Source organism: Methylobacterium sp. WCS2018Hpa-22 (assembly GCF_031843785.1).
In the GTDB taxonomy this organism is placed as follows: Bacteria; Pseudomonadota; Alphaproteobacteria; order Rhizobiales; family Beijerinckiaceae; genus Methylobacterium.
This window is the reverse complement of the sequence record NZ_JAVTJA010000008.1, coordinates 98,314-112,563: the sequence shown is the minus strand read 5'-3', so window position 1 is coordinate 112,563 and position 14,250 is coordinate 98,314. Positions and strand designations below refer to the sequence as shown.

Annotated in this window: 13 protein-coding genes; 10 read left to right on the top strand and 3 right to left on the bottom strand. The window is 65.0% G+C overall.

What is annotated here, in order from left to right; genetic code table 11:
- Positions 1 to 199: 199 nt before the first annotated feature.
- Both RQI43_RS12530 and RQI43_RS12525 read left to right on the top strand, forming a co-directional pair.
- Positions 200 to 535 (top strand): VOC family protein, encoded by a 336-nt coding sequence (locus tag RQI43_RS12530; protein ID WP_207410713.1) that lies wholly within the window; start codon positions 200 to 202, stop codon positions 533 to 535.
- Positions 532 to 1,665: a PA0069 family radical SAM protein gene (locus RQI43_RS12525; RefSeq protein WP_405030615.1), complete on the top strand. Its 1,134-nt coding sequence runs from the start codon at positions 532 to 534 to the stop codon at positions 1,663 to 1,665. Before RQI43_RS12530 ends, RQI43_RS12525 begins: the two co-directional genes overlap by 4 nt.
- Here the strand turns inward: RQI43_RS12525 and RQI43_RS12520 are convergent.
- From RQI43_RS12520 to RQI43_RS12510, 3 genes are all read right to left on the bottom strand, one after another.
- Positions 1,652 to 2,278 (bottom strand): ribonuclease HII, encoded by a 627-nt coding sequence (locus tag RQI43_RS12520; RefSeq protein ID WP_311275350.1) that lies wholly within the window; start codon positions 2,276 to 2,278, stop codon positions 1,652 to 1,654. The two genes, RQI43_RS12525 and RQI43_RS12520, sit on opposite strands and share 14 nt — an antisense overlap.
- Before the next feature lie 115 nt (positions 2,279 to 2,393).
- Positions 2,394 to 3,464 carry a glycosyltransferase family 1 protein gene (locus RQI43_RS12515; protein ID WP_311275349.1) on the bottom strand — a complete coding sequence of 357 codons (1,071 nt, stop codon included), beginning with the start codon at positions 3,462 to 3,464 and terminating at the stop codon, positions 2,394 to 2,396.
- Complete coding sequence (locus tag RQI43_RS12510; protein WP_056430064.1) at positions 3,461 to 4,288, bottom strand: UDP-2,3-diacylglucosamine diphosphatase; 828 nt, start codon at positions 4,286 to 4,288, stop codon at positions 3,461 to 3,463. Before RQI43_RS12510 ends, RQI43_RS12515 begins: the two co-directional genes overlap by 4 nt.
- 339 nt (positions 4,289 to 4,627) lie before the next feature.
- On the opposite strand from RQI43_RS12510, the gene RQI43_RS12505 reads away from it, so the two are divergent.
- From RQI43_RS12505 to RQI43_RS12470, 8 genes are all read left to right on the top strand, one after another.
- Positions 4,628 to 4,801 (top strand): hypothetical protein, encoded by a 174-nt coding sequence (locus RQI43_RS12505; RefSeq protein WP_156467843.1) that lies wholly within the window; start codon positions 4,628 to 4,630, stop codon positions 4,799 to 4,801.
- Positions 4,802 to 4,910: 109 nt separating this feature from the next.
- Entirely contained in the window at positions 4,911 to 6,119 is a 1,209-nt protein-coding gene (locus RQI43_RS12500) for an aminotransferase class V-fold PLP-dependent enzyme (RefSeq protein ID WP_056430067.1), read from the top strand.
- A gap of 108 nt (positions 6,120 to 6,227) precedes the next feature.
- On the top strand, positions 6,228 to 7,172 hold the full coding sequence (locus tag RQI43_RS12495) for a D-2-hydroxyacid dehydrogenase (protein WP_311275348.1): 945 nt from the start codon (positions 6,228 to 6,230) through the stop codon (positions 7,170 to 7,172).
- A 230-nt stretch (positions 7,173 to 7,402) separates the two neighbouring features.
- Positions 7,403 to 8,266: an NADP-dependent methylenetetrahydromethanopterin/methylenetetrahydrofolate dehydrogenase gene (locus RQI43_RS12490; RefSeq protein WP_056430072.1), complete on the top strand. Its 864-nt coding sequence runs from the start codon at positions 7,403 to 7,405 to the stop codon at positions 8,264 to 8,266.
- Positions 8,267 to 8,269: 3 nt separating this feature from the next.
- Positions 8,270 to 8,911 (top strand): methenyltetrahydrofolate cyclohydrolase, encoded by a 642-nt coding sequence (gene fchA / locus RQI43_RS12485; protein ID WP_056430075.1) that lies wholly within the window; start codon positions 8,270 to 8,272, stop codon positions 8,909 to 8,911.
- Positions 8,912 to 9,091: 180 nt separating this feature from the next.
- A complete protein-coding gene (locus RQI43_RS12480; RefSeq protein ID WP_056430078.1) occupies positions 9,092 to 10,270 on the top strand; it encodes a malate--CoA ligase subunit beta in 1,179 nt (392 codons plus the stop codon).
- A 19-nt stretch (positions 10,271 to 10,289) separates the two neighbouring features.
- Positions 10,290 to 11,183 (top strand): succinate--CoA ligase subunit alpha, encoded by an 894-nt coding sequence (sucD, locus tag RQI43_RS12475; RefSeq protein ID WP_056430080.1) that lies wholly within the window; start codon positions 10,290 to 10,292, stop codon positions 11,181 to 11,183.
- 227 nt (positions 11,184 to 11,410) lie between these two features.
- Positions 11,411 to 14,170 (top strand): phosphoenolpyruvate carboxylase, encoded by a 2,760-nt coding sequence (locus RQI43_RS12470; RefSeq protein WP_056430083.1) that lies wholly within the window; start codon positions 11,411 to 11,413, stop codon positions 14,168 to 14,170.
- Positions 14,171 to 14,250 lie beyond the last annotated feature (80 nt).

Genomic DNA, 14,250 nt, shown 5'->3' with positions numbered 1-14,250 from the left:
TTTCAGCGTGGGAAAAGCCAGGTGGCCGCGAAAGCTCCGCAAGAAACCGTTCCGGGGCGTCATAAGCCGGCGATTGCTCGAAATAAGGGCAGCGCCAGCCGTCGTGTTCCTGATATGTTCGGATCGTAAGGACGGGTGGCGAAAGCGAAGGCTAAAGTCGCCGTATGGTTTTGGCGTCAGGGCGAATTGGGGGTCACGGATGCGACAGGATGGTAAGATCGATTATCTCGAATTGCCGGGCGGCGATCTCGACCGGGTGAAAGCGTTCTACGGGACGGCTTTCGGGTGGAGATTCGTCGATTACGGCCCTCGCTACGCCGCCTTCGAACAGGGCCTCGATGGCGGTTTCGATGCCGATGCACCGAGAGCGATGCCGTTGCCCGTGCTCTACGCCGAGGATCTCGAAGCCATGCAGGCCCGCATCGAGGCGGCAGGTGGCACGATCGTAGCGCCGATCTTCACCTTTCCCGGCGGCCGTCGCTTTCATTTCACGGACCCGGCCGGGACGGAACTCGCAGCGTGGTCCGAGCGGTGAAGGATGGTGGCGGCGAATGCGACGACCCATTCGCCGTCCCCGCTCGGCGGCTCGCGGGAAGCACCTTCCCCACAAGCGCACGCAAGGGACGTGGGGCGACGGCCAACCCCAGCGGTCGCTACGAGCCGGCGCAGCGCGAGACGTTCGACGACGGCTGGGCTTCGGATGACGCGGTCCGGCGCCTGCCGACGGAAGATCTTCCCGAGCGCGCACGCAGCATCCTGACACGGAATACTTCGCCGGACCTGCCGTTCGATCGCTCGATCAATCCCTATCGCGGCTGCGAGCATGGTTGCGTCTACTGCTTCGCCCGGCCCAACCATGCCTATGTGGGCCTTTCGCCGGGCATCGATTTCGAGACGAAGCTGTTCCACAAGGCGAACGCGGCCGAGTTGCTGGAGCGGGAGCTCTCGGTGCAGGGCTACGTGCCGGAGACGATCGCCCTCGGGACGGCAACGGACCCGTACCAGCCCATCGAACGCGACCACGGCATCACCCGCGCCGTGCTCGGCGTGCTGGCGCGTTTCCGCCATCCCGTCGGTATCGTCACCAAATCGAATCTCGTCGCCCGCGATATCGATATTCTGGCGCCGATGGCCGAACTCGGACTCGTCAAAGTGGCGATGTCGGTGACCACTCTCGACCCGGTCCTCGCCCGGCGCATGGAGCCACGCGCCCCCCATCCGGCTCGGCGCCTCGATGCGATCCGCCAGCTGAGCCGCGCCGGCATCCCGGTCATGGTGATGATGGCACCGGTCATTCCGTCGCTGAACGACCATGAGATCGAGGCGGTGTTGGAGCGGGCGCGGGAATGCGGTGCCGTCGAGGCGCGGCATGTCCTTCTGCGGCTGCCTCTCGAACTCGACGACCTCGTGAACGACTGGTTCGCCGAACATTATCCTGGACGCCAGCGCCATGTGATGTCGCTCGTGCGAGAGGCCCGCGGCGGCAAAGCCTATGATGCGACTTTCGGCCGGCGGATGACCGGCAGCGGCGCCTATGCCGACCTCATCGCCCAACGCATGCGGCTCGCAAAGCAGCGTCTCGGCTATGTAGATGCACGCATCACCCTGCGCACGGATCTCTTCGACCGCACGGCCGCCATCGGGGCTCAGCTCAGCCTGTTGTGACTGCCGCGGGCGATGAAGCAAAACGCTTGGTGAAGCTCACCCGGTGATGCGCCGAACGGCCCATTCTCTCCAGGCCGGCAAGGTGGGAAGCGGTCCCGTATCCGACATTGCGATCCCAGGCATAGGCCGGATGACGGGTGGCCAGGACCCGCATGAGATCGTCCCGCAAGGTCTTGGCGACGATGGACGCCGCGGCGATCTGCGGTACGAGCCGGTCGCCACCGATCACCGCCCGGCACGGAAGAGCAAGGCCGGGAATGCTGTCGCGGCCATCGACGGCCACGGGCGCATCGAGCCCGAGTTTCTCGACGGCTCTCTTCATGGCGGCGAGGGTCGCGGCGCGGACATTGATCCGGTCTACGAGAGCACGCGAGCCGGCGGCAACCGCAACCTCGGCATGTTCCCTGATCAAAGGAGTCAGGCGCTCCCGCGTCGCCCGATCGAGCTTCTTGCTATCATCGAGGCAGGCGAGCACTGAGGCCGGGAACACGGCCGGATCGAACCACACCGCCGCCACGACCACGGGGCCGGATAGAGCGCCCCGCCCGACCTCGTCGCAACCGATGAGAGCGGGGAGGGTGCGGGCGACGGAATCGGTGAACGGTCTGGGCATCAGGCCGTCTGCCTACACCCGTCCCGTCCGACGGTCACGGGATGGACGGGCAGAAACGTGTGGGAGGCCGATCTCTTCTACCAGCGGGATCACGGAGCCATCCCTCGTCGCCTGGTCACACGGCCGGTGCGGCCCGGAACGATCGGCGCCGGGGGACGGGAAGGCCGGTGCCGTGCGCCAACGAGATGTTGGTGAAGAACTGGCGCGCGCTCTCGCTCCAGGTATAGCGCAGGGCTTCCGCGCGACAGCGTTCACGAGGAATCGACAGGGCGGCAAGCGCGGCCTCGCGCAGGTCGGGCCCGAGAATTCCGGCGCCGGTGCCACCGATGACGTCGAGTGGTCCGGTCACCGGGTAGGCCGCCACCGGTACGCCACAGGCCAGGGCTTCGAGCAGCACGATGCCGAACGTGTCGGTCAGGCTCGGAAACACGAAGACGTCCGCCGCCGCATAGATCCGGGCGAGCGCCGCCCCGGTGAGGGTGCCGAGGAAGCACGCCTGCGGATACAGGCCGGCGAGACGCGCCCTGTCCGGTCCGTCTCCCACCACAACCTTCGTGCCCGGCAGGTCGAGATCGAGGAAGGCCGCGACGTTCTTCTCCACCGCCAGCCGGCCGACGAAAAGAAAGAACGGTCCGGGCAACCCGACCAGGGTATCCGGCAGGACGTCATCCGGCCCAGCGGGGCGAAAGAGGTTGGTATCGACTCCCCGCGTCCAGCGCATCAGGTTACCGAACCCACGGGAGGCGAGGTCACGCTCGAGGGATGGGGTCGATACCATCGTACCGCTCGCCGCGCCGTGGAAACGCCGCAGCCATGCGTAGCTCCAACTCTCCGGAACGGGCGCGCGGGCGGCGAGATATTCGGGAAAGCGCGTGTGGTAGCTCGTGGTGAACGGGCGGCCATGCGAGAGGCAATAGCGGCGGGTCGCGTAACCGACGGTCCCCTCGGTCGCCACATGCACATGGGTCGGCGCAAGATCGGCCCAGAGGCGTGCGACCTTACCTTTCGTGGCATAGGAAAGCCGTATCTCGGGATATCCCGGAAGCGGCACCGAAGCGAAATCCTGATGGGTCAGGAACACCGTCTCGAACCCGAGCTCGCGGCCGGCGCTGGCCATGTTCTCGAGCGAACGGACCACACCGTTGACCTGCGGGTGCCAAGCATCGGTGGCGATCAGCAGCCTCACGCGACCGCCCTTGCCGGATTCGAGAGGACCGCGCCTCGTTCCGCCTCTTCGGCGGCAGCGCGTGCCCGCAGCACGCTCGGGTAATGCAGCACCTCCATGGTGCCATCGTAATGCTCGACGATGGCGGTGCAGGATTCCACCCAATCCCCGGTGTTCAGATAGGTCAGCCCGGCGATCTGGCGGTGAGCGGCATGGTGGATATGTCCGCAGATGACGCCGTCGGCGCCCACGCGCTTCGCCTCGGCGCTCAAAAGCTCCTCGAACTTTCCGATAAAATTGACGGCGTTCTTCACCTTCAGCTTCGCCCAGGCCGAGAGTGACCAGTAGGCGAGGCCGAGGCGGCGCCGGATCGTATTCAGATGCGTGTTGATGAAGAGCGCGAACGTGTAAGCCCCGTCACCCAGGAAGGCGATCCATTTGGCATGCCGAACGACCATGTCGAACTGGTCGCCGTGGATGACGAGGTAGCGCTTGCCGTCTGCCGCGACGTGGATCCGGTCGTCCACCACCTCGATCCCACCGAACGTCATGCCGAGATAATCTCTCAGGAATTCGTCGTGGTTGCCGGGGATGTAGATCAACGTCGAGCCCTTGCGCACTTTGCGCAACAGCTTCTGCACCACGTCGTTGTGGCTCTGCGGCCAGAACCAGCCCGATTTGAGCTGCCAGCCGTCGACAATATCGCCGACGAGGTAGATCTCATCGGCGTCGTAATCCCGCAGGAATTCCAGCAGTAACCCTGCCTGACAGCCCTTCGTGCCCAGATGCATATCGGACAGGAAGAGCGTCCTCACGCGGATCGTCTTCTCTGTATCTTCGCCCACGACCCACTCCGAATGGCTTCGGTGCGTTGAGCCAAACCGGATTCCCGTATCAGTTTGATGACGCGACCTCTGCTCGCTTCGCAGCGGACCCCTTTCAAGCAAGGCGCAGAGATGCTGCATTGCGCCACAAATTTTTTGAGTGGCGACGAAGTTTTTTGCATTTTCCTTCGACCGCGAACCTCGGCATAGTCAGGTCCAAGGTGACCCACCGGATCGCGCTGGAAAGCGTGTGTCCGGAGCCCGCACGAGGCAAAATCAAGGCCGCCGACGAGGTGAGAAACGACGTCCACGGCCATGGGAGTGTGCGAATACCGCGCGCCCCGGCCAACGGAGAGAGGCTTGATTCAGTCGAAGGCGGTTGCGTCGAGCATTCCGGATCTCGCGGGCATCGAAGATGCCTCGGGGCTGGCCTCACGCCACCCGTCGATTGACGCGGACCATGCCATCGCATCCGGCCGGAAAAACGTGAGCCGGGCGTTCGGCAACGTTGTCGTATCCTCATCCAAAGCTTAGGAACCGCACTGGCGTCGACCCAAGCCGGATCGCGACCTTAGACCACCGTATTCGAACCCAGCGTCGTGCGCTGCGTGCACGCGAACCAAAGAAGAACCGGAGACACAACATGGCGGCAACGAGACGACCGGGTCGGAATCATCTGTTCGTTCCGGGCCCGACGAACATTCCTGACCGCGTTCAGCGGGCGATGATCGTCCCCTCGGAAGATCACCGTTCGGTCGACTTCCCGACGCTGACCAAGCCCCTGTTCGAAGAGACCAAGGCGGTCTTCGGCTCCACCGAAGGCACCATCTTCCTGTTCCCCGCGTCCGGCACCGGCATCTGGGAATCCGCGCTGACGAACACGCTGCACCGTGGCGACAAGGTTCTGACCTCGCGCTTCGGCCAGTTCAGCCACCTCTGGATCGACATGGCCCAGCGCCTCGGCCTGAACGTGATCGTTCAGGAAGAAGAGTGGGGCACGGGTGCGAACCCGCAGCGGATCGAGGAGGCGCTGCGCGCCGACACGAACCACGAGATCAAGGCCGTCATGACGGTCCATAACGAGACCGCCACCGGCGTCACCAGCGACATCGGTGCCGTGCGTAAGGCGATCGACGCGGCCGGCCACCCGGCGCTTCTCTTCGTCGATGGCGTGTCCTCGATCGGCTCGCTGCCGTTCTACGCGGACGAGTGGAAGGTCGATTGCGCCATCGCGGGCTCGCAGAAGGGCCTGATGCTCCCCGCCGGCCTCGGCGTGATCTGCGTCAGCCAGAAGGCTTTGAAGGCTGCCGAGTCGTCGTCGGGTCCGAACGATCGCCTCGCGCATGTCTACTTCGACTGGGCCGACCACCAGAAGCAGAACGGCGCCGGCTACTTCCCCTACACCCCCGCTTTGCCGCTTCTCTACGGCCTGCGCGAGGCACTCGCCTGCCTGCGGGAAGAAGGTCTCGAGAACGTCTACCACCGCCATGCCGTGCTCGCCGAGGCGACCCGTCAGGCCGTGGCGGCCTGGGGTCTCAAGACCTGCGCCAAGGAAGCCAAGTGGAACTCCGACACGGTGACCGCGATCCTCGTTCCCGAAGGCGTCGATGCCGCCGCGATCATCAAGCACGCCTTCGTGCGCTACAACCTCGCCCTCGGCGCTGGTCTGAGCCAGGTGGCCGGCAAGGTGTTCCGTATCGGCCACGTGGGTGACCTGAACGAGCTCTCGCTCCTCGGCGCCATCGCGGGCGCGGAAATGGCCATGCTCGACAACGGCGTGAAGGTGCAGCCGGGCTCCGGCGTCGCCGCCGCCTCCAGCTACCTGCGCGAAAACCCGCTCGCGAAGTCCTGATCACCGTGATTTCCCGGGGCCGGCCTCTCGCCGGCCCCGGGGCATCGTCTATAGAAGTGTGTATCGCGTAACGTCGCGCTTGGCGCGGAACGTCGCTTGAGGGTTCCAATGGCGCACAAAATCGTCTTCCTCGACCGTGAATCCCTCGATGCCAAGGTGCGTGAATTCAATTTCCCGCATGAATATACCGAATACGAGTCGACCTGGACGCCGGAAGAGATCGTCGAGCGCCTGAACGGTGCCGAGATCGCACTGATCAACAAGGTGCCGATGCGCGCCGACACGTTGAAGCAGCTGCCCGATCTCAAGCTCATCGCTGTCGCCGCCACTGGTACCGACGTCGTCGACAAGAAGGCCGCCAAAGAACTCGGCATCACTGTCGTCAACATCCGTAATTACGCTTTCAACACCGTCCCCGAGCACGTGATCGGCCTGATGTTCGCCCTGCGGCGCGCCATCGTGCCCTATGCGAATTCAGTGCGCCGGGGCGATTGGGCGAAGTCCACCCAGTTCTGCTACTTCGATTATCCTATCCACGACATCGCCGGCTCGACGCTGGGCATCGTCGGCTACGGGGCTCTGGGCAAGTCCATCGCCAAGCGTGCGGAAGCGCTCGGCATGAAGGTCATTGCCTACGATGTGTTCCCGCAGGAAGGCCTCGTGGATTTCGAGACGATCCTGACCGAATCCGACGTCATCACCCTGCATGCGCCGCTGACGCCGGAGACCCGGAACATGATCGGCGCCGAGCAGCTGGCCAAGATGAAGAAGCACGCCATCCTGATCAACACGGCGCGTGGCGGCCTCGTCGACGAGGAAGCTCTCGCCGAGGCGCTCAAGGCCGGAACGATCGGTGGCGCCGGATTCGACGTGGTGATGACCGAGCCGCCCAAGAACGGCAACATCCTGTGCGAGCTCGACCTGCCGAACCTCATCGTCACGCCGCACGTGGCCTGGGCGAGCAAGGAAGCGATGCAGATCCTGGCTGACCAGCTCGTGGATAATGTCGAGGCCTATGTTGCGGGCAAACCGCAGAACGTGGTCGAAGGCTGAACGCGACGACGGGTCGGCTCCCCGGAGCCGTAATCATTCGGGGGCCACAAGGCGGTACTCCGGACACCATGAATGCGGACGCCGATCGAGTCCGCACCGAGGGCGAGCCGGAATTACGGTCTCGCCGGCGGCGCTCCACGATAATGGGGACGGTCCATCGCGCGATCTGACGAGACGCGCCAATGACAACGATACGTCAGCCGCGCAGCGACGCGGGCAGAGGAAACGACATGACCAAGAAGCTGCTGTTCCAATTCGATACCGATACCGTTCCGAGCGTGTTCGACGTGGTCGTCGGCTACGATGGTGGCGCCGATCGCATCACCGGTTACGGCAACGTGACGCCCGACAATGTCGGCGCCTTGGTGGACGGGACCATCTACACCCGCGGCGGTTCCGAGAAGAAGTCCACGGCGATCTTCGTGGGCGGCGGCAGCATGGCGGCTGGCGAGGCCGTGTTCGAGGCGGTGAAGAAGCGCTTCTTCGGCCCCTTCCGCGTTTCGATCATGCTCGATTCGAACGGCTCGAACACCACGGCCGCCGCAGGCGTCGCTCTGGTTCAGAAGGCTGCCGGCTCGCTTCAGGGGAAGAAGGCCGTCGTTCTGGCCGGCACCGGTCCGGTGGGCATGCGCTCGGCCGCACTCCTCGCTCAGGAAGGCGCCACCGTGGTTCTGTGCGGTCGCTCTCTCGATAAGGCTCAGGCTGCCGCCGATTCCATCAACAAGCGCTTCAAGGTCCAGATCAGCGCCGCCGCCACGCCGGACGCCGCGTCTCGCGCCGCCATCGTCAAGGGCCAGAACCTGGTCTTCTCCGCCGGCGCCATCGGGCTCGAACTTCTGGCCGAAGCCGACTGGAAGGACGAGGCCAGCATCGAGTTCATCGCCGATTACAACGCCCAGCCGCCCCTCGGTTTCGGCGGCATCGACGCCATGGACAAGGGCAAGGAGCGCCACGGCAAGAAGGTGTTCGGCGCCCTCGGCATCGGCGGCCTGAAGCTGAAGCTTCACCGCGCCTGCGTCGGCCAGCTCTTCGACAGCGCCGAGAAGGTCTTCGACGCCGAGGAGATCTACGCCCTCGCCAAGACGATGGCCTGACCCATGAGCGAGAAGACCTCACCTGCCAACGAAACCATCCAGAGCTTCCTCGACGGGCTCGCAAGCTCTGCCCCGACCCCGGGAGGCGGCGGAGCCGCCGCCATCTCCGGTGCCATGGGTGCCGCGCTTCTCAGCATGGTGTGCAACCTCACCATCGGGAAGAAGAAATACGTCGAGGTCGAAGGCGAGCTGAAGGAGATCCTCGGCAAATCGGAGGCGCTCCGGGCCGAACTCACCGGCATGATCGCCGATGACGTCGAGGCTTTCGATGCCGTGATGGGGGCCTACGGCTTGCCCAAGGGCACCGACGAGGAGAAGGCGGCTCGCGCCGCAAGGATCCAAGAGGCCCTCAAGGTCGCCACCGACGTGCCGCTCGCCTGCTGCCGCGCCTGCCGCGAGGTCATCGACCTAGCCGAGGCCGTGGCTGAGAAAGGCAATCTCAACGTCATCTCCGATGCCGGGGTCGCAGTTCTCTCCGCTCATGCCGGCCTGCGCAGCGCCGCGCTCAACGTCTATGTCAACGCCAAGGGCCTGGACGATCGCGGATTTGCCGATGAGCGCCTGAAGCAACTCGAAGAATTGCTCGGGCCGGCAGGACCACTGAACGAAAAGATCTACGAGGTCGTAAAGGCCAAGGTGAACTAAGATCAACGACAGGCCGGCGAGAACAAACTCAGCCGGCCTTTTTGTCTACAAAATACATTCCAGCCGCCATTAAAGGCGGAGTGAAAGAGAATGTAAAAAAATATTACAGCAGAAGCTCTTTCCGTGAAGTGAAATTTACGAGAGTGTCTGTCCCAGGGAAAAACGCCGAGGAGAACGCACATGGACGTGCATGAGTATCAAGCCAAGGAGCTGCTCGCCGGATTCGGCGTTGCGGTTCCGAAGGGCGCGGTGGCCTTCAGCCCCGACCAGGCAGTTTACGCCGCCACCGAACTCGGTGGCTCGTTCTGGGCGGTGAAGGCACAGATCCATGCCGGTGCGCGCGGCAAGGCCGGCGGCATCAAGTTGTGCCGGACCTACAACGAGGTCCGCGACGCCGCCAAGGACCTCCTCGGCAAGCGCCTCGTGACGCTCCAGACCGGCCCCGAGGGTAAGCCGGTTCAGCGCGTCTATATCGAGACCGCCGATCCGTTCGAGCGCGAACTTTATCTCGGATACGTCCTCGACCGTAAGGCCGAGCGCGTCCGCGTCATCGCCTCGCAGCGCGGCGGCATGGATATCGAAGAGATCGCCGCCAACGAGCCCGAAGCCCTGATCCAGGTCGTGGTCGAGCCGGCCGTCGGTCTGCAGCAGTTCCAGGCCCGCGAGATCGCGTTCCAGCTCGGCCTGAACATCAAGCAGGTCTCGGCGGCCGTGAAGACGATCATGAACGCCTACCGGGCGTTCCGCGATTGCGACGGCACCATGCTGGAGATCAACCCTCTCGTCGTCACCAAGGACGACCGCGTCCTGGCGCTCGACGCCAAAATGTCCTTCGACGACAACGCCATGTTCCGCCGGCGCAACATCGCCGACATGCACGATCCCTCGCAGGGCGATCCGCGTGAGGCCCAGGCCGCCGAGCACAACCTCAGCTATATCGGCCTCGAGGGCGAAATCGGCTGCATTGTCAACGGCGCCGGCCTCGCCATGGCGACCATGGACATGATCAAGCATGCGGGCGGCGAGCCGGCCAACTTCCTCGATGTCGGCGGCGGCGCCAGCCCCGACCGCGTGGCCACGGCCTTCCGCCTCGTTCTCTCGGACCGCAACGTCAAGGCGATCCTGGTGAACATCTTCGCCGGCATCAACCGCTGCGACTGGGTCGCCCAGGGCGTGATCCAGGCGGCGAAGGAAGTGAAGATCGACGTGCCGCTCATCGTCCGGCTCGCCGGCACGAATGTCGAGGCGGGCAAGAAGATCCTGGCCGAGAGCGGTCTCGACCTCATTACCGCCGACAGCCTGTCGGACGCCGCCACCAAGGCCGTCGCCGCCTGCGACGCCGCCAAGCGCAGCCACTGAGACGAGGGGAGGATACGTCATGAGCATTCTGATCGACGAGAAGACCCCGATCATCGTCCAGGGCATCACCGGCGATAAGGGTACGTTCCACGCCAAGGAGATGTTGGATTACGGTTCCAACGTCGTCGGTGGCGTCACCCCGGGCAAGGGCGGCAAGACCCATCTCGGCGTGCCGGTGTTCAACACCGTCAAGGAGGCCGTGGAGGCCACCGGAGCCACGACCTCGATCACCTTCGTCGCCCCGCCCTTCGCGGCCGATGCGATCATGGAAGGGGCCGATGCCGGCCTCGCGCTGATCTGCTCGATCACCGACGGCATCCCGGCCCAGGACATGATGCGGGTGAAGCGGTATCTGCGCCGCTACCCCAAGGACAAGCGCACCATGGTTGTGGGCCCGAACTGCGCCGGCATCATCTCGCCCGGCAAGTCGATGCTCGGCATCATGCCCGGCCACATCTACCTCAAGGGCAATGTCGGCGTGATCTCGCGCTCCGGCACCCTCGGCTACGAGGCCGCCGCTCAGATGAAGGAGCGGGGCATCGGCATCACGACCTCGGTGGGTATCGGCGGTGACCCGATCAACGGCTCGTCCTTCCTCGACCATCTCGCCCTGTTCGAGCAGGACCCCGAGACCAAGGCCGTGCTGATGATCGGCGAGATCGGCGGTCCGCAGGAGGCCGAGGCCTCGGCCTGGATCAAGGAGAACATGACGAAGCCCGTCATCGGCTTCGTCGCCGGCCTCACCGCCCCGAAGGGTCGCCGCATGGGCCATGCCGGCGCGATCATCTCCGCCACCGGCGACAGCGCTGCCGAAAAGGCCGAGATCATGCGCTCCTACGGCCTGACCGTCGCCCCGAGCCCCGGCGATTTCGGTTCGACGGTCGAACAGGTGATGCGCAAGATCGCGGCGTGAGCCGACGAACCCTCCCCCCTCAGCGGGGGAGGGTGGTCACTGAGCGAGCGGAAGTGAGGGGCAGCGCCGCCACTTCCGGTAAAGCGTTGCTCGCCTCGCCCAACCCGCCAGACCACCCCCTTGATCGCTCCGGCGCTGCGTTCCATGCTGCCGAAGCGGCTGCTCTTCACCGTTGCCCGCACGATGTCGGCGGCCATCGGCTCAACTCTGTTCGAGGTGGCCATCCGATGACCGATACTCTCCACGCCCCGGTCGGATCGCTCGACCACCCCTTCGCGCCGCCGGTCATCACCGGCACCTCGTCGAAGGAAGCGCTCGACATACTCTTCCACGCCCTGCTCGAAGTCGCCCGCCGCCACGAGCCGGAACTCGAAGCCGTCCTCCTCGGCACGGCCAACATCTCGGATTTCTCGCCGGAGCTTCTTGCCCGCGCGCTTCAGGTCCAGGGCATCTGGTTCCAACTCCTCTCCATCGCCGAGCAGAATGCCGCCATGCGCCGGCGTCGTCATGTGGAGCGCAGCAAGGGGCGGGCGGAACTCTCCGGCAGCTTCAGCGCGGTCCTGGCGGATGCGGTCAAGAACGGCATCAAGGCGCCTGAGATCCACGCCCTTCTGAAGGACCTGCGCATTCGGCCGACCATCACGGCGCATCCCACCGAGGGAAAGCGCGTGACGGTGCTGGAGAAGTTCCGCCGCATCTATCTCGTCCTGCGCGAGCTCGAACTGCCGCGCTGGACCGAGCGTGAGCGCAACGGCCTGATGAACGAGCTTCGGGACCAGATCGAGCTCGTCTGGATGACCGGCGAACTCCATTTGGAGAAGGCCACCGTCGAGCGCGAGGTGGCCTGGGGCCTGCACTTCTTCGACGAGACCCTGTTCGAGATGCTGCCGGAAGTCCTCTACTCGCTGGAGGAATCGCTGGCCGAATATTACCCGGACGAGAAGTTCGAGGTGCCGGCCTTCTTCCAGTTCGGCTCGTGGATCGGCGGCGACCGCGACGGCAACCCCTACGTCACCTCGTCGGTGACGCGCGCCACACTTCAACGCAACGCGCTCGCCTCCCTTCGGCGCTATCGCGATGGCGTCACCGCACTCGGCCGCACGCTCTCCCTCACCGAGCGCTCGCTCCCCGTGCCGGCATCGTTCAAGTCGGAACTGGCCCAGTTGCTCACCGAAAGCGGCGACGGGCGCGCCATCGCCAGCCGCAATCCCGGCGAGGCCTATCGCCAGTTCCTCACCTGCATCCTGCGCAAGATCGAGGCGACGATCGCGCGCAACAAAGGCTTACGCTCGACCGGCCCGGACTATCCCAGCGCCGATGGGCTCATCAACGACCTGCGCCACCTCGAGGCCGGGCTCGCCGACGCCAATTGCCCGTCGCTGGCCACAGACCTCGTGCGCCCGGTGCGCCGCATGGTGGAAATCTTCCGATTCTCCACGGTGCGCCTCGACCTGCGTGAGAACACCACGCGCACCACGAAGACCCTGCATGCGCTCTGGCACCAGGCCAACGGCCAGAACAAGACGCCGCCCGCTCTCGATTCGGCGGAGTGGAAGAACTGGCTGCTGGCCGAACTGGCGAGGCCTATGCACGGCGAGCGCTCGTTCGAGAGCCTGCCCGACGACGCCCGCGAGACGCTGGAGACTTTCGCCCTCGTCGGCGAGATGCGCGAGCAGCTCGACCGCGAGGCCTTCGGCTCCTTCATCCTGTCGATGACCCGTTCGGTCCCCGACATCCTCGGTGCGTATCTCCTCGCCAAGGAAGCCGGCAACTTCCTCGATGCCACCGGCACCGAAATCTGCTGCCTGCCGATCGTGCCGCTGTTCGAGACCATCGACGATCTCCGCGCCGCGCCCGCGATCATGAAAGAGCTGTTCTCGATCCCGGTGGTCCGCCGCTCCACCCGCTGGCAGGGCGGCGTGCAAGAGGTGATGATCGGCTACTCGGATTCGAACAAGGATGGCGGCTTCGTCGCCTCGAATTGGGAGCTCTACAAGGCGCAGGACAAGCTGACCCAACTCGGCAAGTCGTCCGGCGTGCCGATCGCTTTCTTTCACGGCCGCGGCGGTTCCGTGAGCCGAGGCGGTGCGCCGACGGCGCGAGCCATCGCGGCCCAGCCGCCGGGCTCGATCAACGGGCGTTTCCGCACCACGGAACAGGGCGAAGTCGTCTCGTTCAAATACGCCAACCGGGGCACGGCGGCCTACCAGATGGAGCTTCTCGCGTCGTCGGTGTTCGACCACGCGCTGAAATCCGAGCGGGAAGCCATCAAGGTCCCGCGCAACGAGTTCGACGACTCGCTGGAAGCCTTGTCCGGCGCGTCGCGCGCGGCCTATGTCAACCTGATCCAGCATCCCGACCTCGTGACCTATTTCCAGGCCGCGAGCCCGCTGGACGAGATCGCGCTCCTCAATATCGGCTCACGCCCGGCGCGGCGGTTCGGCGCCCGGTCCCTGGCGGACCTGCGCGCGATCCCATGGGTCTTCGCATGGTCGCAGAACCGGCACGTCATCACCGGATGGTACGGTGTCGGGTCCGGCCTGAAGAGCTTCCTCGACGTGCGTGGCGCGCAGGGCGAGGAACAGCTGAAGCGGCTTTTCGCCGAATCGAAGCCGTTCCGCCTCATCCTCGACGAGGTCGAGAAGACGCTGCTGATGGTCGATCTCGAGATCGCCCGCGACTATGCTGGTCTCGTAGCCGACGAGAAGGCTCGCGCCAGCATCTTCCCGCTGATCCAGGCCGAGTATGAGTTGACCCGCGAGATGGCGCTTCGCGTCAGCGGCGGCACCGAACTCGCGGAACGCTTTCCCCTCTTCCGAGATCGCCTCAACGGCCGCCTGCCCACGATCAACCAGGTCAGCCGCGAACAGGTGGAGCTGCTTCGCCGCTTCCGCGCGGAAGAGGATGAGGACAAGCGCGAGGCGGTGAAATCCGCCCTGCTGCTCTCGATCAACTGCATCGCCGTCGGCTTCGGTGCGACGGGCTGACGGTTTTGTAAGGATACCGAGGGCCGGGCACGGCCCTGGGACAGGCGCGAAAGCGTATCCCGACCGGTATGGTGGACCGC

Bases quoted from the DNA above. Each gene is read 5' to 3' on its own strand.
- RQI43_RS12490 (WP_056430072.1), top strand. From the start codon at position 7,403: ATGACCAAGAAGCTGCTGTTCCAATTCGATACCGATACCGTTCCGAGC.
- RQI43_RS12530 (WP_207410713.1), top strand. From the start codon at position 200: ATGCGACAGGATGGTAAGATCGATTATCTCGAATTGCCGGGCGGCGAT.
- RQI43_RS12480 (WP_056430078.1), top strand. From the start codon at position 9,092: ATGGACGTGCATGAGTATCAAGCCAAGGAGCTGCTCGCCGGATTCGGC.
- RQI43_RS12495 (WP_311275348.1), top strand. From the start codon at position 6,228: ATGGCGCACAAAATCGTCTTCCTCGACCGTGAATCCCTCGATGCCAAG.
- RQI43_RS12500 (WP_056430067.1), top strand. From the start codon at position 4,911: ATGGCGGCAACGAGACGACCGGGTCGGAATCATCTGTTCGTTCCGGGC.
- RQI43_RS12470 (WP_056430083.1), top strand. From the start codon at position 11,411: ATGACCGATACTCTCCACGCCCCGGTCGGATCGCTCGACCACCCCTTC.
- RQI43_RS12520 (WP_311275350.1), bottom strand. From the start codon at position 2,278: ATGCCCAGACCGTTCACCGATTCCGTCGCCCGCACCCTCCCCGCTCTC.
- fchA (WP_056430075.1), top strand. From the start codon at position 8,270: ATGAGCGAGAAGACCTCACCTGCCAACGAAACCATCCAGAGCTTCCTC.
- sucD (WP_056430080.1), top strand. From the start codon at position 10,290: ATGAGCATTCTGATCGACGAGAAGACCCCGATCATCGTCCAGGGCATC.